24 protein-coding genes and 1 tRNA gene are annotated in these 24,066 nt (G+C 53.0%); 11 read left to right on the top strand and 14 right to left on the bottom strand.

The annotated features are described in order from the left end of the window. Positions 1–475: 475 nt before the first annotated feature. Positions 476–1,207 carry an acetyltransferase domain-containing protein gene (locus O0S09_RS08255; RefSeq protein WP_268923493.1) on the bottom strand — a complete coding sequence of 244 codons (732 nt, stop codon included), beginning with the start codon at positions 1,205–1,207 and terminating at the stop codon, positions 476–478. A gap of 59 nt (positions 1,208–1,266) precedes the next feature. Between O0S09_RS08255 and O0S09_RS08250 the strand changes: the two genes are divergently transcribed. After that, positions 1,267–2,130, top strand: coding sequence for a methanogenesis marker 8 protein (locus O0S09_RS08250; RefSeq protein ID WP_268923492.1), 864 nt, complete (start codon positions 1,267–1,269; stop codon positions 2,128–2,130). A 100-nt stretch (positions 2,131–2,230) separates the two neighbouring features. On the opposite strand, the gene O0S09_RS08245 is transcribed toward O0S09_RS08250, so the two are convergent. Both O0S09_RS08245 and O0S09_RS08240 read right to left on the bottom strand, forming a co-directional pair. After that, positions 2,231–2,485, bottom strand: a complete 255-nt coding sequence (locus O0S09_RS08245; protein ID WP_268923491.1) for a hypothetical protein — start codon at positions 2,483–2,485, stop codon at positions 2,231–2,233. A gap of 70 nt (positions 2,486–2,555) precedes the next feature. Beyond that, positions 2,556–2,640 (bottom strand) — tRNA-Leu (locus O0S09_RS08240). Positions 2,641–2,787: 147 nt separating this feature from the next. Here O0S09_RS08240 and trpY point away from each other — a divergent pair. The 7 genes from trpY to O0S09_RS08205 all read left to right on the top strand — a co-directional run bounded on the left by trpY (position 2,788) and on the right by O0S09_RS08205 (position 7,311). Next, entirely contained in the window at positions 2,788–3,288 is a 501-nt protein-coding gene (trpY, locus tag O0S09_RS08235; protein WP_268923490.1) for a TrpY family transcription regulator, read from the top strand. A 41-nt stretch (positions 3,289–3,329) separates the two neighbouring features. Next, positions 3,330–3,563 carry an LSM domain-containing protein gene (locus tag O0S09_RS08230; protein WP_268923489.1) on the top strand — a complete coding sequence of 78 codons (234 nt, stop codon included), beginning with the start codon at positions 3,330–3,332 and terminating at the stop codon, positions 3,561–3,563. Positions 3,564–3,568: 5 nt separating this feature from the next. After that, a complete protein-coding gene (locus O0S09_RS08225) occupies positions 3,569–3,928 on the top strand; it encodes a helix-turn-helix transcriptional regulator (protein ID WP_268923488.1) in 360 nt (119 codons plus the stop codon). A gap of 77 nt (positions 3,929–4,005) precedes the next feature. Then, on the top strand, positions 4,006–4,185 hold the full coding sequence (locus O0S09_RS08220) for a hypothetical protein (protein ID WP_268923487.1): 180 nt from the start codon (positions 4,006–4,008) through the stop codon (positions 4,183–4,185). Then, positions 4,182–5,360, top strand: a complete 1,179-nt coding sequence (gene pscS / locus O0S09_RS08215; protein ID WP_268923486.1) for an O-phospho-L-seryl-tRNA:Cys-tRNA synthase — start codon at positions 4,182–4,184, stop codon at positions 5,358–5,360. The genes O0S09_RS08220 and pscS overlap by 4 nt, the downstream gene beginning before the upstream one ends. Beyond that, a complete protein-coding gene (locus O0S09_RS08210) occupies positions 5,360–6,463 on the top strand; it encodes a TIGR04084 family radical SAM/SPASM domain-containing protein (RefSeq protein WP_268923485.1) in 1,104 nt (367 codons plus the stop codon). The genes pscS and O0S09_RS08210 overlap by 1 nt, the downstream gene beginning before the upstream one ends. 11 nt (positions 6,464–6,474) lie before the next feature. After that, complete coding sequence (locus O0S09_RS08205; protein WP_268923484.1) at positions 6,475–7,311, top strand: sulfite exporter TauE/SafE family protein; 837 nt, start codon at positions 6,475–6,477, stop codon at positions 7,309–7,311. Positions 7,312–7,379: 68 nt separating this feature from the next. On the opposite strand, the gene O0S09_RS08200 is transcribed toward O0S09_RS08205, so the two are convergent. Further along, positions 7,380–7,565: a CxxC-x17-CxxC domain-containing protein gene (locus tag O0S09_RS08200; protein WP_268923483.1), complete on the bottom strand. Its 186-nt coding sequence runs from the start codon at positions 7,563–7,565 to the stop codon at positions 7,380–7,382. 315 nt (positions 7,566–7,880) lie between these two features. On the opposite strand from O0S09_RS08200, the gene O0S09_RS08195 reads away from it, so the two are divergent. The 3 genes from O0S09_RS08195 (at position 7,881) to O0S09_RS08185 (ending at position 11,097) form a co-directional block, all read left to right on the top strand. Continuing rightward, the gene (locus tag O0S09_RS08195) at positions 7,881–9,044 is read left to right on the top strand and encodes a molybdopterin oxidoreductase family protein (protein ID WP_268923482.1); all 1,164 of its coding nucleotides are present in this window, start codon (positions 7,881–7,883) and stop codon (positions 9,042–9,044) included. A 2-nt stretch (positions 9,045–9,046) separates the two neighbouring features. Beyond that, positions 9,047–10,303 (top strand): Coenzyme F420 hydrogenase/dehydrogenase, beta subunit C-terminal domain, encoded by a 1,257-nt coding sequence (locus O0S09_RS08190; protein ID WP_268923481.1) that lies wholly within the window; start codon positions 9,047–9,049, stop codon positions 10,301–10,303. Between the two features lie 197 nt (positions 10,304–10,500). Further along, positions 10,501–11,097, top strand: coding sequence for an SLOG cluster 4 domain-containing protein (locus O0S09_RS08185; RefSeq protein WP_268923480.1), 597 nt, complete (start codon positions 10,501–10,503; stop codon positions 11,095–11,097). 602 nt (positions 11,098–11,699) lie between these two features. On the opposite strand, the gene O0S09_RS08180 is transcribed toward O0S09_RS08185, so the two are convergent. The 10 genes from O0S09_RS08180 to O0S09_RS08135 form a co-directional block, all read right to left on the bottom strand. Further along, positions 11,700–12,287 carry a carbonic anhydrase gene (locus O0S09_RS08180; protein WP_268923479.1) on the bottom strand — a complete coding sequence of 196 codons (588 nt, stop codon included), beginning with the start codon at positions 12,285–12,287 and terminating at the stop codon, positions 11,700–11,702. A gap of 89 nt (positions 12,288–12,376) precedes the next feature. Beyond that, the gene (locus O0S09_RS08175; RefSeq protein WP_268923478.1) at positions 12,377–13,621 is read right to left on the bottom strand and encodes a Coenzyme F420 hydrogenase/dehydrogenase, beta subunit C-terminal domain; all 1,245 of its coding nucleotides are present in this window, start codon (positions 13,619–13,621) and stop codon (positions 12,377–12,379) included. A 2-nt stretch (positions 13,622–13,623) separates the two neighbouring features. After that, a complete protein-coding gene (fdhF, locus tag O0S09_RS08170; protein ID WP_268923477.1) occupies positions 13,624–15,696 on the bottom strand; it encodes a formate dehydrogenase subunit alpha in 2,073 nt (690 codons plus the stop codon). A gap of 372 nt (positions 15,697–16,068) precedes the next feature. Continuing rightward, entirely contained in the window at positions 16,069–16,869 is an 801-nt protein-coding gene (locus O0S09_RS08165; protein WP_268923476.1) for a formylmethanofuran dehydrogenase subunit C, read from the bottom strand. A 10-nt stretch (positions 16,870–16,879) separates the two neighbouring features. Then, positions 16,880–18,589, bottom strand: coding sequence for a formylmethanofuran dehydrogenase subunit A (locus O0S09_RS08160; RefSeq protein ID WP_268923475.1), 1,710 nt, complete (start codon positions 18,587–18,589; stop codon positions 16,880–16,882). After that, positions 18,586–19,905, bottom strand: a complete 1,320-nt coding sequence (locus tag O0S09_RS08155; RefSeq protein WP_268923474.1) for a formylmethanofuran dehydrogenase subunit B — start codon at positions 19,903–19,905, stop codon at positions 18,586–18,588. Before O0S09_RS08155 ends, O0S09_RS08160 begins: the two co-directional genes overlap by 4 nt. A gap of 5 nt (positions 19,906–19,910) precedes the next feature. Then, a complete protein-coding gene (locus O0S09_RS08150; protein WP_268923473.1) occupies positions 19,911–20,312 on the bottom strand; it encodes a molybdopterin dinucleotide binding domain-containing protein in 402 nt (133 codons plus the stop codon). 718 nt (positions 20,313–21,030) lie between these two features. Further along, positions 21,031–22,125, bottom strand: coding sequence for an ABC transporter ATP-binding protein (locus tag O0S09_RS08145; RefSeq protein WP_268923472.1), 1,095 nt, complete (start codon positions 22,123–22,125; stop codon positions 21,031–21,033). Continuing rightward, on the bottom strand, positions 22,118–22,828 hold the full coding sequence (locus O0S09_RS08140) for an ABC transporter permease (protein WP_268923471.1): 711 nt from the start codon (positions 22,826–22,828) through the stop codon (positions 22,118–22,120). Before O0S09_RS08140 ends, O0S09_RS08145 begins: the two co-directional genes overlap by 8 nt. A 47-nt stretch (positions 22,829–22,875) precedes the next feature. Continuing rightward, complete coding sequence (locus tag O0S09_RS08135) at positions 22,876–23,901, bottom strand: ABC transporter substrate-binding protein (RefSeq protein ID WP_268923470.1); 1,026 nt, start codon at positions 23,899–23,901, stop codon at positions 22,876–22,878. Between the last annotated feature and the right edge of the window lie 165 nt (positions 23,902–24,066).

Below are 24,066 nucleotides of genomic sequence, written 5' to 3'. Positions count from 1 at the left end.
TGTTTTTTGTTTTCTCATGGTGGGGACCGTGCACCCGCCCGGCCTGCGGCAGCATCGCAGCATTCCACCACCACATACAGCCAGAGAACACGTGTCCGCCGAAACCGGTTACCCGGTACCCGCTAACGACCGCACCAATCACTTTCACCCATTATCACGGTTGGCGGGTTAAACTCATTTCCCCCGCTCACCTCTCCGCAGAACGGAAAACCTGTCAAAACTATTCATACCACGAAATGAATTGGGAGATAGTTCTCTGGAGACTCCTACCCGGTAAAAAGTGAATGGAATAGTTAAAACAACGCAGAATATCGCAGATACACCGAACGGTGCATCTGCAAAATCCTGCATGATTCATGCATCAGACCAACAGTACTATCCCGTCACCCCGACTTACTTCAGAAAAACACCCCGGCACTCCAAAATATCTGAATTTTGGAGCAAACTCCAAACAGATCCGGCACCACCCCCGGCACTACAGCGAAACAAAACCCGCAGCAAAAAGAATCCCGAAAATAATCGGATTGTGGATCAGATAGATAAACAGCGAATGGCGGCCGAGAAACACAACCGGCGCCGCCGCCCGCGGCATCTCACCAAACCGCTCCAGCACCCGGCAGCGGACACCCCCCGCATAAAGAACAGACCCAAGGGCAACACCAATAAGCAGCACACCAAACCAGGGAATCAGCGGCTCATAATCCAGCGTAGCAAACCCTACCGGAGTAATCCCGAACGGAATCAGAAACGCAGGACCCCGGACATACGCAAGCAGCGGGGAAATAACAACAATGATAATACCAAAACCAAACGTGATCCACCCCCTGACCCTCAGCACAACAAACGGTATCGCAAGAATCGTTGCACAACCGATCAGATGCAGAATACCAAACACCACCACCTCGGACGGAAAAATCAGCCAGGAACCCACCGTAATCACCGCCGCAAAACACAGAATATAGACACCGCGGACAAACATCTTCCGCACAAGCCCCGGCAGACTACCCTCCCGCGCCGCAAAAAGAACCAGAGAAACACCCGCAATCACCACAAACAAAAACGCAATCGGAGCACCCGTCAGAACATACGGATTAAACCAGGGAACAAGACCCGGCGCAAAAAAACTCAGCTGAAACAGTACATGATACCCAATCATCAGAAGAATTGCCACGCCGCGGCCCGCATCCAGCTCCCAGTACCGTCCCATAGTGTAACTACCTTATGTTTTTTACAGAACCATATCTATCTATCAGTTACGTGATTCCTATGGCTGACGAACACATCATTGAAGCAGTTGGAATGACCCGCGTAGTCATTCGTGATGGCATCGTCGTCGAAACCGGCGAACCAAAAATACGAACCTGCCCGCTGGCAAAACGCTTTGCCAACCCGGTTGACCCGATCACCAGCAAAGCCGTTGCCGCAAACATCACCGCACGGATCCAGCGGTTCGGCATGTGCACCCGCGAACGCGGAGTCCTTGACAAAGAAACCTTTGTCCTCTTCGGCGCATCCGAACTCATGAACACCGGCCTGCGCACAGGAACCCTGGACGCAGCGATCATCGCCTGCGACGGAGCAGGAACAGTCATCGTCCGCTCACCCGAAATGGTACAGGGCATCGGCGGCAGAATGTCCGGCCTCATCTCCACCACACCCTATCCCGAAGTCATCGCACGCATCGAAGCCGGGGGCGGCATAGTGATCAACCCCGACACAGGAACAATGGACGCACTTGCAGGTCTCGCCACAGCAAAAGAAAAGGGATGGACAAAAGTAGCCGTAACAATTGCCGGATTCCAGCACGAACTCGCCGAAGAAATCCGGAAAAAATATCCGGACGCCCTGATCATTGCAGTGCACACCTCCTCCGTGGCATCACGCGAAGATGCCCTGCGGCTGGCAAAAGCATCGGATCTGATCTTCTCCTGCGCGTCAAAACACGTGCGCGAAGCAGCCGCATCCACCGCACTGGTACAGGGCGGAGTCGGCGTACCGGTCTTCGCCACATCAAAAGCAGGAAAAATGCTCATCATGGAACGGCTGATAGAAACCGACCAGCCACTCCTCGTAAAAAATACACGCCTCCCGGTCAGCGACATGGGCAGCATCCCCGACCCCCTCATCTGACGAAACACAGAAAAATAAGTTCTGGCGTATCTATTTGACGGACAACCCGCATAAATCAGGCATTTGCCCCGCAACGCATGAAAAATAAATATTTTTTCAATCAGGTCCGCGGATTATTCTCTCTCCGTGCCCGGAGCGTATAGTGGATACCAAAACCAAGCATGACAAGTCCCACCACACCAACAAGGACACCGATGATATCCCCGATGACCACGACCGCAAACTCATTTGCAACGATCTCGGATGCCGTGAAGAGATAGTGATTAAACGTCCGTAATCCGAAAATTGAGAGGATTAACGCAAAAGCACCCCCAAAGATCAATCCGGACGGACTAGCCTCGTACTTTTGGAACATAATACCTGATACTCTTCCCTTACGATATTTATAAATATCGATCAAAATCAGAACCCGTCGGAAAAAACAGTGCGAGGGATGGGATTCGAACCCAAGAACTACTACTAGACTAGCCCCTCAAGCTAGCGCCGTTGACCTGGCTTGGCTACCCTCGCATACGGTCTGAAAACCCGTTCCGGATTGTCAGTGCGACCTATACATGTGGGTCACGCTGATTAATAAACCTACTGATGCGAAAGAATCCCCGGATTCAGGCACACAAGAGACAGTATAAATACATTCGTCGATACACATTTTTGTACATGTGGCGCAGCATTCTTGAACCATTTTCCGACTCCCCGTCTCAGCAGCGGGTTGTCAGATTCCTTCTTGAAAACGGATTCGGCATCAGCGACGCAGGCCGCGTCGTGGTAAACGGCATCGAAGTATCGGCAACCGCCATCGCCCGCGTAGTCGGCGTTGACCGGCGCGTCGTAGACACAACCGTCAAGCGCATCCTGGGAATGGAAGAAATCAGACGGACCTTTGCACACCTGCGGGTAACACCCGACCTCACCAATGTTGCCAAAAATCTCGGCTTATCCGTAATAACCATCCTTCCGAAAAACGCCGGAGACAAAAACATCGTAGCCTCCGCCGTCGCCGTCCTTGCCGCGCATGACCTGCCGCTCCGCCAGATCTTCGTAACCGACCCCTACATCGTCGAATCCCCGCGCCTGGTCATCATCATCGACGGCATAATTCCCGCAACCGCAATCGAAGAACTGCGCGCCCTGCCTGCCGTCGAATCCATCATCCTCTGAAACAATCACCTTAATTAGTCTGGGTGACGAACAATAACGATATGGTATCCAGTATTGTCCTTCCCATAAAAAAGGTCAACTCCCTCGTAGACTCCAAGATCTCCGTCGAGATCAAAGATGAGGGACGCAAATTCGAGGGACGCCTTGTTGCAGTCGATGAGTACCTCAACCTCCATCTCGAAGAAGCAATTGAAGTAAGCGATTCCACCCGCCGGAACCTCGGCACCGTAGTCATCCGTGGAAACAACATCCTGAGCATCTCTCCCATCAACTAATTCCCATGACTGCCCTCCAACTAAGTGAAACGGAGACGACCGTCCTTGCACACATCCGGGCAAAACCCGACGGTACATACCAGAGTGAACTCTGGAAAGACCTGGGTGTGGACAGCAGGACCTGTTCGCGCATTCTCAAGAAACTTGAGGACGGCGGATACATTGAGCGTGAAGAATGCAAAAAGGACGGAACCCGTACGTATCTCGTACGGATAGTAAAAACAGAGAAAACCATCAACCCGATGCTTCTGATGGCTGGCGAGACTATCGTACCCTGCGTTGCCTGCGATGAAGAGTGCGACATCGAGCACTGTAAAATGCTTGAGGACTGGGTGTACGAACTCGTCTTTTCGGAAATGGAATAAAATTCCGGAAAAATACCCCGCCTATTTTTCAGAGAATCGATACGTTATTTTATGCAGGCGTAGATGTTTTATGCATCATGTCACAGCGAGCCGCAGATGCTCTTTTTACCGCCCTGTTTTCGTTAACGGACGTCCGCGCACTCCTCCGCGAGACCGCGCCGTCCCATGAATTCGATGAATCCCAGAAAGCAGCCGCAGCAAAGTCCCTTGCATCCGTCAAAAAACAGATTGCCATTCTTGAGGAGGAGCTGTTATGAAGTGCGCGGCAAACATCGACGCACGCATGGTTGAAGAAACCGCCATCAACCTCGACCCGATTCAGGTCGCCGGACGACTGACACCCGAAGCAATGAAAGCCATGATCGCCTGGGGAGACGGCTACTCCGTCTGTGACAACTGCAGAAAACCGTTCCGGCTGGACTACATCCAGAACCCGCCCTTAAAAGACTTCCACGTGGAACTTGCCGAATGGCTGGGAATGGATCAGGCACGTACCGTACCGGGCGCACGCCGTGCATTCCAGCAGATTGCAGGAACCTATGTGGAAAAAGGCGACCCGGTACTGATAGGCGCGCTTGCACACTACACCTCCTACCTCTCCGTGGAGATTGTGCAGGGAATTGTCCGTGAAATTCCCAAAACCGCCGACAACCACATCACCGCAGATGCCGCAGCAGACCGCATCGAAGATGTCATCCGCGAGTTCGGCAAAGCGCCGAAACTGCTCTACATCGATCACGTGGACTACCAGTTCGGCAACATGCACGATGTCGCAGGCATCGCAAAAGTCGCACACCAGTACGATGTCCCCATACTCTACAACGGCGTCTACACAGTCGGCGTAATGCCGGTAAACGGAAAAAAACTCGGCGTTGACTTTGTCGTAGGCTCCGGCCACAAAAGTATGGCCGCACCCGCGCCCTCGGGAGTCCTGGCAGCAACCGAAGAACGTGCCGAAGAAGTGTTCCGCACAACAAAGATGACCGGCGACCTGACCGGCAGAACCTTCGGTATCAAAGAAGTCGGCATCATCGGCTGTTCCCTGATGGGCGCACCCATCGTCGGCATGCTTGCATCATTCCCGAAGGTGAAAGCGCGGGTTGAACACTTCGACGAGGAAATGGCAAACAGCAAAATCATCGTAGATGCGCTGAAATCGATTGAAGGAACAAAAATTCTGTCCGAATACCCAAGAAAGCACACCCTGACCCGCGTGGACACCACAGGATCCTTTGACATCGTTGCACAGACCCACAAAAAACGCGGATTCTTCCTATCCAGCGCGCTTGGCAAAAAAGGCATCACCGGCATCATTCCGGGCGCAACAAAGGTCTGGAAGTTCAACACCTACGGCATGACAAGAAAACAGGCCGAGTACGTCGCCGACACCTACCTTGGCATCGCCGAAGACAACGGTCTCCGGGTTGCATAATGTTCTTTCATCTGATCGTAACCGACGACTGCAACCTCTGCTGTTCCTACTGCCGGGCAAAAATGTTTGAAGAAGAGGATCCGGCAGGCGGAACACCCGGAACGATCGATGAAACGATCGCAGAGACGATTCAGTATCCGCTTGAAGAACTGTACCGGTTTCTTGCAAAAGACCCGGACTGCGTACTGACGTTCATCGGAGGAGAACCACTGATGCGCGCCGACCTCGTAAAGGAGATCATGGATCACGCACCGGTCCGGCGGTTTATGCTCCAGACGAACGGCACACGGCTCGGCGACCTCCCGGCCGCCTACGTGAACCGGTTTGAGACGATCCTGATCTCCATTGACGGATGCCGGACACTCACCGACGGTCACCGCGGAAACGGCATCTATGACACAGTACAAAAAACCTCTGCACTGATCCGGGAACGCGGATATGCGGGCGAGCTTATCGCCCGCATGACCGTTGCCGAAGACACCGACATTTACGCAGCAGTAACACATCTCGCCGAGCATTTCACCTCGATTCACTGGCAGATGGACGCGGACTTTACAGGCGACTACTCACACCGCCGGTTCGCGGAATGGAAAGACTCCTACAACAACGGAATCCGCCAGCTTGCAGCAGAGTGGGTAAACCGGATTGAAACAACAGGTATTGTACCGAAGTGGTATCCCTTCCTGTCAACGACCGAGGACCTCTTATCGGGAACAGCGAGCAGACTGCGGTGCGGATCAGGATACACAAACTACAGTATTATGACAAACGGCTGGATCGCACCATGCCCGATCATGGTGGGAATGGCAGACTACTATGCAGGCCACATCCGGGACGCCGACCCGCTGCACCTGCCGGAGATTCCGATCGGAGAACCGTGTCCCTCCTGTGACATCTACGGATTCTGCGGCGGAAGATGTCTGTACTCAAACATTGTGCGGCCCTGGCGGGAACATTACACACTTGTCTGCGACACGGTACGCGCACTGCACGACGCCCTCGCAGCAGAACTGCCGCGCCTCAAACGTATGATTGCCGAAGACCGCCTGTCACAGACAGCATTTGCGCATACGCGCTACAACGGCTGTGAAATTATCCCGTGAGGTGAGATGAAATGGAGCCGGTTTTATTTTGTCTGCTGATTGCAACCGGCTTATTCGCCGGATGCATGTCAGGACTCCTCGGGGTGGGAGGAGGATTTATTTTCGCACCCGTGATGTATTTTGTACTGAAGATGTCGGGTGTTGCCCCTGAGACAGCAATTTTGGTGGCATTCGGAACGAGCCTGGCGGTTGCACTGCCGACAGTACTGACAAGTGCGCTCGGCCATAGCAGAAAAGGGAATGTGATCTGGCGTGATGCAGCGGTAATCGGGATTGCGGGGATTATCACCGGATACATCGGCGGGACGGTTGCAACATATCTGCCTGTTGCCGTGCTGACATTTTTGTTCGGCGTAATGCTCGTAATCGGCGCGGTACGAATGGTAACCGCCCTGCCGTCCGGCGCGGCACAATCACTCCCCACACCCGCCGGCATAGGAATCGGAGGAATGACAGGATTCTTCTCCGGTCTTCTGGGCGTGGGCGGCGGAACAATTGTAGTCCCGATGCTGACGATTTTCGGAAAATATCAGATGCGGTATGCAGTAGCAACATCCGCCGCAGCGATTGTATTCATCACGCTTGGCGGCATCGTTTCATATCTGACAAACGGCATAGCGGCCGGAGTGAATCTGTCCTCCTACGGATTTTATCTGATCGGCTACGTGGACCTGGTGGAATGGACGATTCTTGCGGTAACAGCAGTACCGACGGCGCTGATCGGAGTAAAGTATGCAAACCGGTTCCCGGATAAGATACTCCGAAAACTGTTCGTACTGCTGATGATTGTCATCGCCCTGGATATGCTCGGAATCTTTTCCCTCATCGGAAAAATCCTCGGGCTGTAACCATCACGAAATAAAACAAAAAAAATCTGAATCAAAGCGGGAAGAAAACCCCCGCTTTCGATATTTCTTTAGTACCGGGGCGAACGCGGTGCTCTGTGCTTGGGGAGGCAGTCACGGCAATAAACTGGTCTGCCCTCGGTTGGTTTAAACGGAACTTCGCACTCTTTACCGCAGTCTGAACAGATTGCTTTGGTCATTTCGCGGGGCGCGTCGTTGTATTGGCGGGATCCGCCGTAGGAATTTCTTCTTTCCATTTTTTTAACTCCATGAGCGGGCATGACTGCCGCGCCCATGAGTCTGCACACAGGAACCCCGGGGACTCCCGGGATTCTGCGTAGATAACTCATGCAGACGAAACTGCATTGTGACATTGGTTTTGCATAGTTAAATAGCAATGTATTGCTCCTCCCCCGCGCGCAGTAAACAACATCCACCAGACAGACAATACGAGTAAACCTTACAACATTGACAAAACCACTGATAATCATCAAAATACGGAAAAAACACGGTTAAGTTAACTTTAGGATTATATGCGGCGGTCATCGACCTTTGTATGAACAATCATGGAAATGGAATATGTAACAACCACCTGCCCCTACTGCGGAACAGGATGCGGACTCAACCTCATTGTGTCGGACGGAAAGGCTGTGGGTGTGGCCCCGTATCACCGCTCGCCCGTTGGTTCCGGCAAACTCTGTACCCGCGGACTGCATGCAGCAAAAGCACTTTCCGAATGGCGGATAGAAAAACCGGCCGTCAAAGGTGAACCGGTCACCTGGGACGAAGCAGTTGCCGAGGCAAAGAAACTTACCGCCTACTCCGGTGACGAGATTGCCGTTGCGATCTCCTCGCGCCTGACAAATGAAGCAATGTTCCTTGCAGCATGCTACGCCCGCGAGGTGCTGGGCGCTGCAAACATCGGTGTTGTCGGCGGCGGATGCGGCGCGTCCACAACAACGATCACTGATCTTGCAAAAGCAGACACCATTCTGATGATCGGCGACGTGATGAAGCGTCTGCCGGTAACGGGCAACAAACTCTATCGTGTACAGGCAAACGGCGGAAGACTGCTCTACCTCGGCCCGGAATCCTACACTGCGGTACAGGCCGACACAGCGGTCATTACAGACGAGTACACCAAAATACCGGATGAGTTCTCCAGGGAACTTGCCGCCGCCGCAAATCCGGTTGTGATGTATCTTGCAGGTGATACCGCCGCCGCCGCAATCACCGCCGCCCTTCCGGCAAAAACCGCAGTTCTCTACGAAACAAACAACGGCCGCGGTGCAGCGGCACTTGGTCTTGACCGGTTCGCTCTTGGAGAAAAGACGAAGGCTCTGCTCATCATCACCGAAACGCCGGAACGCGAAGAGGATATTTATGCAGACCTCATGCCGAATCTGGAGAAGCTTGAAATGATTGTGGCAGTCGGCAGCAACGCAACATATCTTTCCGATGCCGCAACGGTTGTCCTCCCCGCCGCAGCCGTAAACGAATACCCGGGAACGGTCACCAGCTGGGAAGGCCGCGTCCAGAAAGTACGTGCCGCCGCCGCAGCACCGGAAGAAGCCAAATGCCCGTGTGAGATCATCAGCCTGCTTTCCGGCGGGAAGTACGCATGGGAAGACAAAGCAGCAGTCTTCGCAGATCTTGCCGCAGCAGTTCCGGCATATGCAGGAATTGTCTATGAAGAGATAGAAAAGCCCGAAGGCGTATTCCTCAGGGAGGCCTGAACATGACAGCAAAAGGCGATATGGTGTATGCATGGACAACATCCTGTGACATTCACGGAGAGTGCGGAGGAGCAGTTACCGCCCTTCTGCAGCATGCACTTGCAAGCGGTATGGTTGACGCGGTTCTTGCGGTCTGCCGCGGAGCGGATCTGTATGACGCAAAACTTACCCTGATCACGGACCCGGCACAGATGCCGAAAGCAGCAGGTTCCCTGCACTGCGGAACACTGCTGTCCGCAAAGATGGTGAAAAAGTACCTCGGCGGCGCCCGCGACATGAAGATCGCCGTTCCGGTGAAAGGCTGTGATGCCATGGCATTCTATGAACTGGCAAAGCGTCAGCAGATCAATCTGGACAATGTGATCTTAATCGGCCTGAACTGCGGAGGAACGGTTTCCCCCATGGTCGCCCGCGACATGATTGCAGACAAATATGAGGTAAACCCGGATGCGGTCCTGAAAGAAGAGATCGACAAGGGTCAGTTCATCATTGAGTACACCGATGAGAACGGTGCGCACCAGCACAAAGGCATCTCGATTGAGAAACTTGAGGAAGAACCCGAGGGATACGGCCGGCGGCAGAACTGCCAGCGCTGTAAATGCAAGGTACCGCGCCAGGCGGATCTTGCCTGCGGGAACTGGGGTGTTATCGGTGAGAAGGCCGGAAAAGCAACCTTTGTGGAGGTCTGCTCCGAAAAAGGTGCCGCACTTCTTGATGCGGCGGTCAGCGCCGGAGCGGTTGCAACCTGTGCGCCCGAACCAAAAGGCCTTGAGATCCGCGGGAAGGTGGAAAATGCAATGCTGAAACTGGGCGACAAGAACCGTGCCCGCCAGTTTGCGGAACTCGGCAGCGGACGTGAGCGGCTGGAGAAGATTATGAAACTGTCCTCCCGCTGTATCGCCTGCCGTGCCTGTATTGAAAACTGTCCGATCTGCTACTGTGTGGAATGTTCAACCGCCAAACCGCATCTGGTACGTCCCGGACAGATTCCGCCGGACTTTATGTTCCATTTAATCCGGTTCGCCCATATCGCAGACTCCTGTATCAACTGCGGACAGTGTCAGGAACTGTGTCCGATGGACATTCCCAATGCACTGTTTATGCATGCACAGCAGGTTGAGCTGGAGAAAATGTTCGGCCACAAACCGGGTTACGACATGACGATGCCGGTCCTCTCCTATGCCGAGGAGGCGGAGGAACGTGCCCGGCTGAATGCAACCGGATCGGACATGATCTTTGAGAATGTATTCAAAGAATAGACCGGGAGTATGCCGCCCGCACCCGGGGATATCCCCCGGAACGTTCCTCTTTTTTTCTCACGTCCCCCTCTTCCGGACGCAGAACCTGAACCGTCCGCCCGGGATTCCGGAGTTCCCCGGAATCAGATACCGGCGGATGCTGCCTCTTTCTTTCCGGGATGCGATACTTCATCTTTACCGCCGTCCAATCAACACCTATGAACAGAAGGCCGATCGTTGCGGTAATCGGTGACGGTGCGCTTCCGCCGCAGTCGGAGAAGGAACGGTTTGCCGAGTGTCTGGGAGAAGCACTCATCACCGCAGGCTACCGGATAATCTGCGGAGGACTCGGCGGGGTGATGGAAGCTGCCGCCCGCGGGGCACACCGGTCACCCCGTTACCGTGACGGGGATGTTATCGGGGTTCTGCCGGGCTGCACCCCGGACGCGGCGAACGAGTTCATCGACATCCCGATTGCAACCGGACTGGATCATGCACGCAACTTCATTGTTGCCAACAGTGACGCGGTGATTGCCGTCGGCGGCGGGTCGGGAACGCTGTCGGAACTTTCGTATGCATGGATTATGCGCAGGCTTATCCTCGCCTACCGCGTGCCGCATCCGGCAGGGACACCCGACACGTTTGCGGACTGGAGCGCGGTTGTTGCCGACAAAAAGCTTGATGATAAAAACCGGTGTCCGGAGATCCCTGATGACCGGATCTTCGGCGTAGATACTCCGGAGGAGGCGGTCAGACTGCTTGGAAAGAACCTGCCGCTGTATGCAGGCCGTCCGCCGTGCGCAGGAAAACGATAAACAATACTTTGGATCCGCAGCTTCCGGAAATCCTGACGCAATCACGTTGCGGCATTACACAATCTATGCCGTTGCTGCTGCTCCATAATTCCGGGGATTACCGGAAAAATTTCCAAAAAAGTAGGGGGACTGACCTGTTTGGAGGAATTTCTGGAGAAACATGCCACAACATTTCTTGAATCCCAAATGATGTATTTTTCAGTGCTCAGTGCTCAGTGCGCAGGCCACTGTACCAACAGACACCGTGCTGAAAAATCCCGCATACTCTATTTTATTCCTGATGTTTGTGCTCCGTGGAATACTCTCGTGTAACATATTTGTAATTAATTGTATAAATATATTCACAGATGCTTGTTAGTGATCATTAGGAAAAACACGTAAACTGCAGAGGAAATGAGGGAGATGTTCCCCCTCTCCTCCTTCGCGCAGCATCCCCCTGCGCACTGAGCACTGCGCACTAACCCTCTCATCAGACAATAACACGGACACCCAGAAACGGATCTGAAACAGGAGATGAAGTGAAAGTACATCTCCGGCAGAATTACTGCATGCCTACGAAAATCGGAAGAGATATTCGAAAAAAAGAATGTGATCAAAAATATTCAGGCAATTCTGGAAAGAACGCCGGTATTCAGATCATAGTATAATCCGTGCACCTCCAGAGCACCGCGCTTTTCTGCGTCGGCGACCAGCGGATAGGATCTGAGATGCTCGATCTGGAGACGGATATTTTCGATCTCAATCTCTTTTTTGCGTGCTGCCTTCTCTTCAGGAGTTGATGCGGGCTTACCGAGCCGTGCATCAACCCGGACCTGGGCTTCACGGGCATTGTTGATCCACATCGGAATATAGGCATCGCCCGTCATATCTGCATCAAGTGCCTTGAGTGCACCGCAGTCGGAGTGACCGCAGATCACAATATCCTTGACTTTAAGATGACGCACGGCATACTCAAGAACCGTTGCAAAGTTCCAGTCATGCGTGGGAACAATGTTGCCGATGTTTCGGTGGGTAAACAACTCTCCCGCACGGCAGTGGGTAATCCGCTCCGCATTGACACGCGAATCGGAACAGCCGATCCACAGAACCGTCGGGTGCTGGGACTCGACCAGAGTCATATACCGATCCTTTTTCCGCTCGAAATCCTTCTCGAGGAAAATCCTGTTGCCTTCAATAAAACTATCAATCATAGGTACTCATCTCCGTTTTTTCAAAAAAAAGTTCGGGGGACGATCCGAACGCCCCCGCGAGGTTTATCCTGCAGCTGTTTTCGGAAAAATTATTCCTTAAACACATTGTCAAAGATCATATCAGACCCGGTCGCATTCAGACGTGCACGCTCCTCCGTCTCCTCAGCATAGGAGAGAACCGGCATCGTCATATCGTAACCCGGTTTGTGACCGAACATCTTCTCCAGCTCAACCTGCTGTGCATGCATAAAGAGCGAGTTCGGAATGTTCATCGGACACAGCTCCTCGCACTGACCGCAGTTGATACAGGAATCCGCAATATGGGCAAAGCGGATCATCTGGAACATAAAGTCCGGCGGAATCCGTCCGGGCCGCACCAGATGCGGCTTCTTCGTCGAACACTCCACACAGTAGCAGATCGGGCAGTTCTCAATACAGCCGTAACACTTAATGCAACGGCTCGACTCTGCCATGATATAGTTCAGACGCTCGGTTCCGGTACCAAGAGCTGCAAACTGCTTCTCCTGGTTTTTCTTCCCCATCTTGATCATCACGTTCTCGATCTTACCGCGAATCTCAAGACCCTTTGCCTCGGGTGCAGACGTCTCAATGACACCGGCCTTTGCCGCTGCATCAAAAATTGCCGCACCTTTCTCCGAACAGACCTCAACAAACGTTGCTTTGCCGGCCTTCTCGCCGATGACACCCCAGTTACCGCAGGCAAGATCCGCCTGGCGCGGAATCTTCGTCTCACAGCGGTGACAGTTCGTTCTGCGGCCAAGACCCTGCTCCTCCAGCTCCTCAATCGAGATGCCTTTGTGCTCACCGTCCTTCGTGATCACAATGAACTGACCCTTATCGATCTCCTCTTTCACGATATCATCAGGGTTCAGACCGTACTTCTGGGCAATCATCGTGCGTGCCGTAACCGGCGACACCGAACCGCCGCAGTTCAGACCAATCATGAAGATATTGTCCATGTTGATCTGATTCCGCTTTGCAAGCTCGTACATTGCCTTTGCATCACAGCCCTTGCAGGTAACTGCGATCTTCATCTCGCGGGCACCATCAAGATACTTCTTAATCAGCTTCGGCAGAAGAACCGTACCGCAGTGCAGAGACCCGGCAGTCTGTTTCAGCTCCTCGGACGTGTGAACCAGAACCGGGACTGCCTCATACAGGTCACGGCCTTTGGTAACCGTCAGCACTGCATCAACAACTTTGTTGTCAAGCATATACGAGAGAATTGCCGTAACCGCACCGCCGCACTCACCCTTCACCGGGCATGCGGACTGGTTAGCCCATGCATAGAACATATCGCCTTTTGCTGACATTTTCAGGCCTCCGTAATCTTTTCAAGTCTCATAGCGCATGCCTTGTACTCCGGAATCTTACAGACCGGGTCCAGTGCATTGTGGGTCAGCAGGTTTGCCGGGCACTCGATAAAGTGGAACGGCATAAACGTGGTTCCCTTCTTAATCGTCGGGGTAACTCTTGCAGTAACCGTGAGTCCGTCACGGCGGGTAACAGCACGAACCATCTCACCGTCGTGGATGCCCAGTGCCGCTGCGTCCTCGGAGTTGATCTCAATCCAGCCGGTCGGAACCTCTTTGTCGAGTGTCTCGGATCTGCGGGTCATCGTACCCGTGTGCCAGTGGAACAGACAGCGTCCGGTCGTAAACTGGAACGGATACTCATCATCCGGAACCTCTGCCGGCGGCTGCCAGTCTGCCGGGAAGAACACTCCAAGACCGTCCGCAGTCAGGAACTTCTGCGTGTGCAGAACCGGGGTTCCGGGGTCCTCCGGAGTCTTGCACGGCCAGTGCAGACCGTCTGCCTGTTCCAGACGTGCATAGCTCATACCGTGATACTGCGGGGTAACCTCGGCAATCTCGTCAAAGACCTCAGAGGAAGACTTCCAGGCGAACTGATCCGCATAGCCCATCTTGGCTGCAACCATCGACAGAATCTCCCAGTCGTACTTTGCCTCTCCCGGTCCGTCCGCTGCCTTGTGCCAGCGCTGGACACGGCGTTCCGTGTTGGTCTGGGTACCGTCACGCTCTGCATAGCAGACCGCAGGTAAAATCACATCCGCGTACTCACAGGTCTCATTGTAGAAAATATCCTGCACCACAACGAACTCAAGGTTCTCAAATGCCTCTTTCACGTGGTTGATATCCGGATCGGACAGAAGCGGGTTCTCACCCATGATGTACATGGCTTTCAGCTCGCCGGGGTTGTCGGTTAAGACGTTCATCATGATGGTGACTTCGTAACCGTTCTCCGCCGGAGCGATGCCGTCAGGGAACTTCCAGGCATCCTCAAACTTCTTGTGGTTTGCAGGATCGGTAACCTTCTGGTATCCGCTGAAGTTCACCGGCAGTGCGCCCATATCACAGGCACCCTGCACATTGTTCTGGCCACGCAGCGGGTTCACACCTGCACCGCGCTTTCCGAGGTTGCCGGTCAGCATCTGCAGGTTTGCACAGGCGTGCACATTGTCCACACCAACCGTGTGCTGGGTAATACCCATCGAGTAGATCAGAGCAGTCGGGCCGTTGTTAGCGATCCAGTCTGCTGCCGTCTCAATGTCCTTGGGATCAAGACCGGTGATCTTGGCGACGTTTTCAACGGAGTACTCCTCCTTCATCACAATCTTCTTGAGATCTTCGTAGCCTTTGGTACGCTTCTCAATGAACTCTTTGTCTTCCCAGCCGTTCTTGATGATAATCTGCATCAGACCGTTCAGGAGAGCCACATCCGTTCCTGAGTGGAACTGTAAGAACAGATCCGCCGGGCTGCTCGTGTGGGTACGGCGGGGGTCGGCGTAGATGTACTTTGCGCCGTTGTTCATCTTTGCCATAACCTCACGGCGTCCGATCAGCGGGTGCTGCTCAAACGTGTTGGAACCGATAATGAACACACACTTTGCCTCGGCAATGTCGGGGATGCTGTTGGTCATCGCACCGGAACCAAAGGAACCGGCAAGACCGGCAACCGTTGAAGAGTGGCACAGACGTGCACAGTGGTCGATGTGGTTCGTCTTTAACACACCACGGGCGAACTTCATCATTGCATAGTTATCCTCGTTGGAAGCACGGGCAGAGGAAAGAGCACAGCGCTCCGACGGCTTGTACTTCTTCAGATTCTCTGCAATATACGTCGTTGCCTCATCCCAGGATACCTGAACAAGCTCACCGTTCTTGCGAATCATCGGGTGGGTAAGCCGGTCAGGCGAGTTGATGAACTCAAAGGCGTACATGCCTTTCGGACAGAGTTTGCCTTCGTTGACAGGAGACCGCTGGGAAGGGGCAGTGCCCACGACTTTGCCGTCTTTGACAACGAGGTTAAAGGAACAACCTGTTCCACAGTAGGGACAGGTTGTCGGAACAAATTTCAGGTCCGTCATTTTTCAAAACCTCATCTACAGTAAAGGTTTCAAACGGGACATATTAAGGTTGGTGAATGTTAAGTAAAAATCATGAAAATAAATTTGGTTTAGTTTACTCACACATCTTCATTCAGGCGAGTTTAGTTAATTGGGATGACGAACCAAATTTGTAAATGTTTTTTGTATTTTCCCCGTCCGTTGCCGGTTCCGCACCCGAAAGAAATTCGCGCAGAAAATCAGGGTGTTTTGTAGATTAACGGTGGGTTTGGACCCAACGTGCGGCACGCAGCAACCGGCGGGATACATATCTGCCGGCGCATGAAGATATCCGGTTTTCCCAGGTTGTTTCCGAAAAAAATAATCACAAAAAAGAAGGAGAAGAAGCAGATATTACTTCTTCAGATACAGCTTTGCATACACCGTCTCGCCCTTCCGGGTCGGATGACGTTCACCGAGATCTCCGTTATAGACAGCAAACACCGCCTTCGTACCGCAGACCTCAAGCTCCTCGTCACGGGCATATGCATAGCCCGGCATCATCACATCAACGGTGCCGAACACATACATCTCACCGCGGGAAGCCTGACCACCAAGCCGGCTCTTTGCATTACCGAGGATAACGATCTTTCCCCCGTCCGCATGGGTCATTACGTGTACATCAATGTTGCCGCCGACAATGATCTCGCCGCCGAGCATGAACGTACCGCAGTCGGAACCGACATTACCGTTCACCGTGATCTTTCCGCCCTTCATACCACGCCAGTCGCCGCGGTAAGATGCTGCCAGATAGTTCCCGGCATTGCCGTTCACGACAATCTCGCCGCCCGCCATAGACGTTGCCGCAAAGTGGCCGATGCTGCCGTTTGCCGTGATCTTTCCGCCGGTCATCCATGCACCGACGTACATATCCGCATCACCGTTGATGACAACTTCACCTGCGGACATCTTCGATCCGATGTACTTCACGCGGGTAAGATCGCCTGAGATAACCAGCTTCGTATCCTCCGCAGTCTCACCGGCATTGCCCTCAACCGTAAAGTAGTCACCGACCTTCTCGGTCGTTCTGCCGATATAAACCGGCAGTTCGGCAATCTGCTCTGCAGTTTTGCCTGCTATTGCATCCGGCGTAAAACACTCGGCTTCAATAAACAGCTCCGGCTGTTTTGTAATGGTAATAGTTACAGTATTCATGGATTCCGCCTCACAGTGTTGCGTCAATCGCAATGACGCTCGGATTCTTCATAAAGGACTTCTCCTCGACCTCGTAATTCCGTTCGCTGACCGTGTAGTACTTCCGGAACATCTCGGTGAGGTCGTGCTCAACCTGGGGGCTTGCATTCGTCTTGACATCAACCCAGTAGGTCTGCTTGTTGCCGTTACTGACAATCTCGGAGTCGTTGATTATGACCTCACCGGACTTAATCAGGTACTTCGCATTGGAGAATGCCCGTTCGATCTGTTCAGGATCGGACTCCGTCTCCGGATTGTACGGATACACCGCAATATCCGCCTGCATTCCGGGTACAAGACCGCCGAGTCTGCCGCCAAGACCAAGAGCCTTTGCAGTTCCTGCACGGGTCATCATCGCAATCTCGTAGAGCGTCAGTTCACGGTCAATACCGCCCAGCGTCGATCTGTCGCGGACCTTGTCCTCGCTCTTCATCGAGGCAAAGACTTCATCCCGTGCCTTCTCGCTCATCAGCCACTTCATCACACGCGGGTAGCGGGTAAAGGGACCTGCATTCGGGTGGTCGGTGGTCAGATAACAGCGCATGTGATCCTTTGCAAGGAGCGCCATCTCCAGACCGATCGACCACTGCACGCCGCAGACATAGATGTCTTTGCTGTACACATACGGCACAATACCGGAACCGCACTCAACCTCAACATCGGTGTTTGCCCACTTGAGGTGGTTGAGGGCGTTTAAGTGGTACTCGAACGGACCGTCACCGGTCATCGTTGTCGTCTCGTCCAGCGTAACAAAGCCGATATCACAGGTCAGCTGCGGATTCTTGTTGATGTAATCCATGACCTCCGCACCTTTGGACTCAAAGTCCGCCCACGTTGTTCCGCCGTAGGAGTGGAACTGAATGTGGGTATGGTGCAGAACCTGATCACGGCCGAAGTTGTTGTTCGGCTTAAAGCCCTCGGCAATCTTCAGGGTATCGAGAGTTGTCTGGTAGTTACCGGGATTGCCAAGATTATTGCCGTGCAGATGCAGGGAATGCGGCAGATGCAGCGCCTCGTTTGCAGCAATCAGACCGGCAACGATCTCCTTGGGGGTGATCTCAAAGTACGGGACAGGATCGTTGATGGTCATACAGTTCAGACCCCATGCCCATGCCTCGGTTCCTCCGGGGTTCACGCACTTAATGCCGTAGCCTTTGGTACTGCGCAGAAGCCAGGAGATGTAGGCGGTTGCATTGTCCATCTCGCCGTTTTTCAGGTACTCAAGGATGAACCAGTTGTTACCGAACAGCGGAAGTGCCGCCTGGTCAATGATCGGGGTATCCCGCATCTCCTCATGGGTGTGACGGGCATACAGCGGCGGCATGGCAGCCTCCATAACCGTAGTGTATCCCATATCGGCATACTTGTATGCGGTCTTGAACACCGTCGGCACCGAGTTACCGCCGGCCATGTGGCGGACACCGCGTGCAGGCTCATAGACCGCCTGAAGTTTGTCCTCAGGCCGGAAGTTCCGTCCGACATTGACCTTTGCTCCGGCAACGTGGGAGTGAATATCCACGCCACCGGCCATAACGGTCATACCGGAGGCATCAATCACCTTTGCAGCACTGGAGACAGACTCCACAATGACGCCGTCCTTGACTGCAATATCTTTTTTGTCGCCGTTGATTCCCTGAACGGGATCGAAGACGAATCCGTTTTTGATCAGAATTTCGGTCATGCTGCAACTCCTTTGATGCGTTTAACCTCAGCGAGCACCAGTTCGAGGAACTCAGCGTCGGTCAGCATTCCTGCCGGCGGGTCAACGACTTTGCGTGATTCAATCGGAACATTGTCCATACGGTAGCAGGAGCCGCCAATCTCAATACCGACCAGAGCAACCGGTACATGGCATTTGGAAACGGCCACGGTCGGCGTCATATGGGGATCGATACAAACCGAGGGGAGGTCGTGAATCTTTTTGACCGACTTGAACGGGAAGTGGGAACCCGGATCACTGCCGATCACAAAGCTTGCATCCACTTCGCCGCGCATCAGGAGATCGTTGGCGCTGCTCTCACCCGGATTGTAACGGGCAAAGCCGCGGGAGAGATCCACACAGAACGGGAACCCGAACTGCCAGCCGAGCACCTGTCCGGAACCGGTAACGTTATAGTGACCCCGCATCGGAATGATGGCAGCTTTGGTGTATTTGTTCAGGTCAGACGTCAGAGCAATGGCAATGTCGATGTTGTGATTTTTCCCAAGAGAATGGGTCACTCCCATACCGAAGAAGATGGTGACAAACCGGCCGCTCTTTAACAGACGGGCAAGTTCATAGATCTTTTCTTTGGGAACACCGGCAACAGTCTCCGGCAGCGGACCTTCCTGTAAGGCAACACGCATCGCATCAAGCAGTTCATAGTCACGGCCCTGCTCAACCTGCACGTGATAATCGGCAACTGATGCAGTATCAGTCGGACGCGGATCGACCACAATGACCTTTCTGCTCTTCGATCCTCTCGTCGTAAAAAAGCCGCGGCTGAAGATGGAATACCGGGACATGTGGCGGGGGTGGGCATGCGCCGGGTTACAGCCCCAGAAAATAACACGGTCAGCACGGTTCTTGACCTCCCCGAGTGTACAGGAGGGAATACCCACATCATGCACCGCAATCAGGGACGGACCATGACAGACGGTTGCCGTGTTGTCCACAATACCACCGACCAGCTCGGCAACCATATGACCGGTTGCCTGGGCTTCGCAGGAGGTTGAGGACCAGCCGTACATCAGCGGTTTTTTCGCATCGCACAGAATCTTTGCAGTATATTTCGCAGCTTCGTCATAGGTGATCTCCTTCCAGCTGCCGTCTTCCTGCTTCATGCGGGGACGGACAATTCTGTCCGGAGACTGGGCGTGCAGAAACTTCTCCGCACCAATAGCACAGGCGTTCATCACCTTGAGGATCTTCTTTCCGTCATCGCTGACCTCGACCTCAATGTCGTCGCACAACGTCCCGCAGAACGGGCAGATAATATCGGTTACCAGTTTCGTCATAGAACTCACTCCTTATCACCGCAGGCAGAAAGTACCAGATCGATGGAACTGAGCACTTTCTCTTCCTCGGCAGGTTCGACTGTAACACGGGTTCCTTTGAAGGTCGGCATACCAGTTGAGTAGGTATTTGTGTCAACCACCATGTTGGCCCAGGGTCCCATCGGAATCCAGGCAAGACCCGGATGCGGTCCCTGGGTTGTCGGAATGGCTTTGACCACAACACTGCCGAAGTCGCTTGAGACTCTGACATTGCTGTTCTTCCAGATGCCAAGTTGGGCAATATCAGCTGCGTCCAGCTCAATAATGCCGCAGGATTTCATGTAATCCTCTTTTTCCTTGCCTGCTTCCATAGAGACACCCTGTTGGATTGTCCTGCCGGTAATCAGGTTTACGGTTATTTTTGTCAAGTAAATCATCCTCTCCGGAGAGTTTGTACGAGAGATATGTTCAAAATGCAGTAACGACTGATACGATAAAACTGCAAAAGACGGATTCCCCGGGCTTGGGATCTGGCACAACATCATCGTTGTCTCATTGATGCGGGAAGCAGAAAACGAATTTATCTACCCGGAAACAGTTCCAGTTGCAGCGGTATCAACATACATTTTGACTGGAGCGAAAGGACAGAACCGGTTTAGTGACCGGTTTTATCCTCTGCTGTTGGGTATGATGGGATATTGTCGATATATTTTTCACCCATGAGTTACAGAGTACTCACTTCCCGTTCGAGGCTTCTGTAGTTGTGGCTATCATCCCGACGATTACCATCGACCCGCATATCAACATGTCCACAGAACTTTGATGCATGTGGTATCTGTTACCGCATGGACAACGTGCCAAGTTGAAAGTCCGAAAGACCGCTGTTGATGACTGCTCCATGCTCCTATCAGGAGACATAACTAACGCTGGTAAGCGTATAGTCAATACATAGGTTGCCAAAGTCCACGTATATAGCTTCGGACGGGTATCAATCAATTACTTTTCATTACTTTTACCCAATTTACATAAAAATAAATTAACAAAGCAGACAGAGATCTTGTGAGTAAATCAATCATGATTACCAGATAAACAAGAATCCGAAAAAAGGGAAGTTTACAGGTTTTCATCCGAAACGCGCACAAGTCTCTATTTGACAACAGCAGGAATCAGATGCACCAGAGAAAACTGCCAGGAAAGCCGTACCCGGGTTCCTGTGGCAAAAACATCGGCAATGTGATGACGGGCAGGAACCAGGGCAGTGATCAAAACGCCGCAGTCGGCAATAATCTCAATCACCGGCCCGAGTTTTCTGACCGAACAGACCGTGCCGGAGACACCTTCCCTCAAATCCGGGATGTCGGCATCGGAAAGGGAAACGGTGATCTCTTCGCTGCGGAGCGCAACCGTTACGGTATCTCCCGGACAGGCGAACCCTGCAGGTGCACGGATCAGACCGGCATCGGTTTTGACCGTGGCACAACCTTCCGCAACAGTCAGCACCGTCCCCTCAATTAGTGTCTGAAACCCGACAAAACGGGCTGCCTCAACAGTTGCAGGATGATAAAACACCTCGTCCGGCGTACCTGTCTGCACAATTCTGCCGTTCATCAGGACTGCAACCCGGTCGGCGAGCCGCATGCCCTGGCTCTGATCATGGGTATTGAGAATAATGGTCGTGTTGTGTACCGCATTCTCGGAACGGATCATATCCTCCAGCATCTTCGTTGCAAGAGGATCGAGATTCGCCGTCGGTTCATCAAGCAGAAGCAGATCCGGACCGGTCAGCAGTACACGGGCAAAGGCTATCCGCTGACCTTCCCCGCCCGACAGGGTCCGGGCATTCCGGCATCCGTACTCCTCCATCCCCAGACTTTTCAGGCATGCAGCGGTACGTCTGCGGATTTCATCAGGAGAACAACCATGATACTTCAGGCCAAGCCCCACGTTATCGGTAACGCTGCGGTCAAACAGCACCGTCTTCTGGAACAGAATACCCACCCGTTCCCGAAGAGATTTGCGGGTTTTCTTTGTGACCGGCGTACCAAACAGCATAACCTCACCGGAGCTCGGCTCCTCAAGCATATCACAGATACGCATCAGAGTACTTTTACCTGCACCCGAAGGACCAATCACCGCAAGAACCTCCCCCCGTGAAACTGACAGGCTTACCTCTTCAAGAGCGTGTTTTTCTCCATAAATCCGGCTGATGCGGTTAAGACACAGTACTGGTTCTTCAGACATCCTTTTCTCCTCCCATATGACGGGTCTGAATCAGATTCATACCGAAGTTCACGATCAGTGCAATGGACAATAAAATAATACCGAGCGCAATGGAGGTTGCAAACTCGCCCATTGATGTGTTCAGCGAGATTGCCGTGGTCAGAGTGCGGGTAAAGTGGCGGATATTGCCGCCGACCATCATCACCGCACCGACCTCGGCAATTGCCCGGCCGAACGCGAGCATAACGCCGGAAAGAATCGCAAACTTTGCTTCACGGCAAAGCGTGACAATCGCCTGAAACGCACTCGCGTTCAGCGACTGAATCGTGTACTTCATCTCTTTGTCAAGACTGGAAAGTCCGGCAATTGTAAGACCGGCAATGATCGGAATGATCAAAAGTATCTGCGCAAACACCATCGCGTTCGTCGTGTACAACATCCGAAACATTCCAAGCGGCCCGGCATTGGAGACCAGCAGATACACCAAAAGACCGACAAGAACCGTCGGCAGTGCATACAGGGTCTGAATCGTTCCAATCACAATCCGTTTCCCCCGGAACGAAAAGTAGTAAATAACCGCACCAAGCGGGATTGCAATCAGGGCGGCAATGATCGTTGCCTCCATTGAGACGGTCAGACTTCGCTGGGCGATCTCCATGACCTCATGGTCCATGGTAATGATCAGCTGAAATGCTTCGATGATACCGTTAACGATGTCGTCCATTGCTCACCACACACAGTTGCCGGAAAAAGAAAAAAATAAGTGGGGATTTATGCAGTTGCAACGGTCGGAACAGTCACCGGCGTGGTACAGTCGATGCTGAACGGCGGAACCGTGCTGTCTGCAAGAGAGCTCATCGGGACAAACAGGGATTTGCCGTAGGTCTCGGTACCGTAGTCACCAATAAATTTCTGACCCTCTTTGGAGATGAGCCAGTTGGTGAAGTCGGTTGCAGCTTTCACGTTCGTGTTCGAATACTTCTCCGGGTTGATGGTCATGACGGTGTAGCGGTTCAGAAGAGACTCGCCTTCATCAATGATCGGAACAAGCTGGAGGTCGTTGTTCTTCTTGTAGGTCAGGAACGTCGCCTCATCGGTCAGGGTGTATGCCTGCTTCTGGCCGGAAACGGTCAGAGTGTCGCCCATACCGGAACCGGTCTCAACGTACCAGGTACCCGGGTTGCCGCTGATGTTTGCAGTATAGTTGAAGCCTGCTGCCTTCCAGATGTTCTTCTCTGCAGAGTGGGTTCCGGAGTTGTCACCGCGGGAAACGAAGATAACGTTGCTCTCACCGGACTCGCCAAGGTTCTTCAGCTTGGTGAGACCCTCCTCAGGAGTCATGCCTTTGATGCCTGCCGGATCGGACTCGGGGCCGACGATCAGGAAGTAGTTGTAGGCAATACCGCGGTGGTTGACACCATAGCCCTCATCAATGAATGCGGCTTCCTGAGACGGGGAGTGGACTAAAAGGACATCAACATCGCCGTTCTTTGCGGACTGGATTGCCTTACCGGTTCCCTGGGACGTGATCAGGAGATCAACGTTATAGGTTTTCAGATAATAGTCCTGCACAGAGTCGAGAAGACCGGTATCATACAGGGACGTAGTGGTTGCGATCTTCAGCTGGTCCGGCGCTGCCCCGGTGGTGGGGGTCGCGGTCGGAGTTGCAGTCGTGGTTGCGGTCGGAGTTGCAGTCTGAGTGCCGGTTTCCTCGCCCGGAGTGCCCACACACCCGGCAGTAAGGATAACTGCGACAATCAGAAGAACCATACCAAACACAGGTAATACTTTCTTCATCAGGATATTTCATATGTCACTTCTGAGATAAAAGGAGTATAGTTGATTAAATTAACAATGACGTGGACATTTAACATGATGTCATTAGACGACACTGATTGTCAAACAGATGTGATTTCCGGCAAGGAAATTCTCCGTTGTTCTGGCGTGCTGGAGAAAACCGCG

The organism is Methanocorpusculum vombati (assembly GCF_026891935.1).
GTDB classification, from domain to species: domain Archaea; phylum Halobacteriota; class Methanomicrobia; order Methanomicrobiales; family Methanocorpusculaceae; genus Methanocorpusculum; species Methanocorpusculum vombati.
This window is presented reverse-complemented; position numbering and strand designations above follow the sequence as displayed.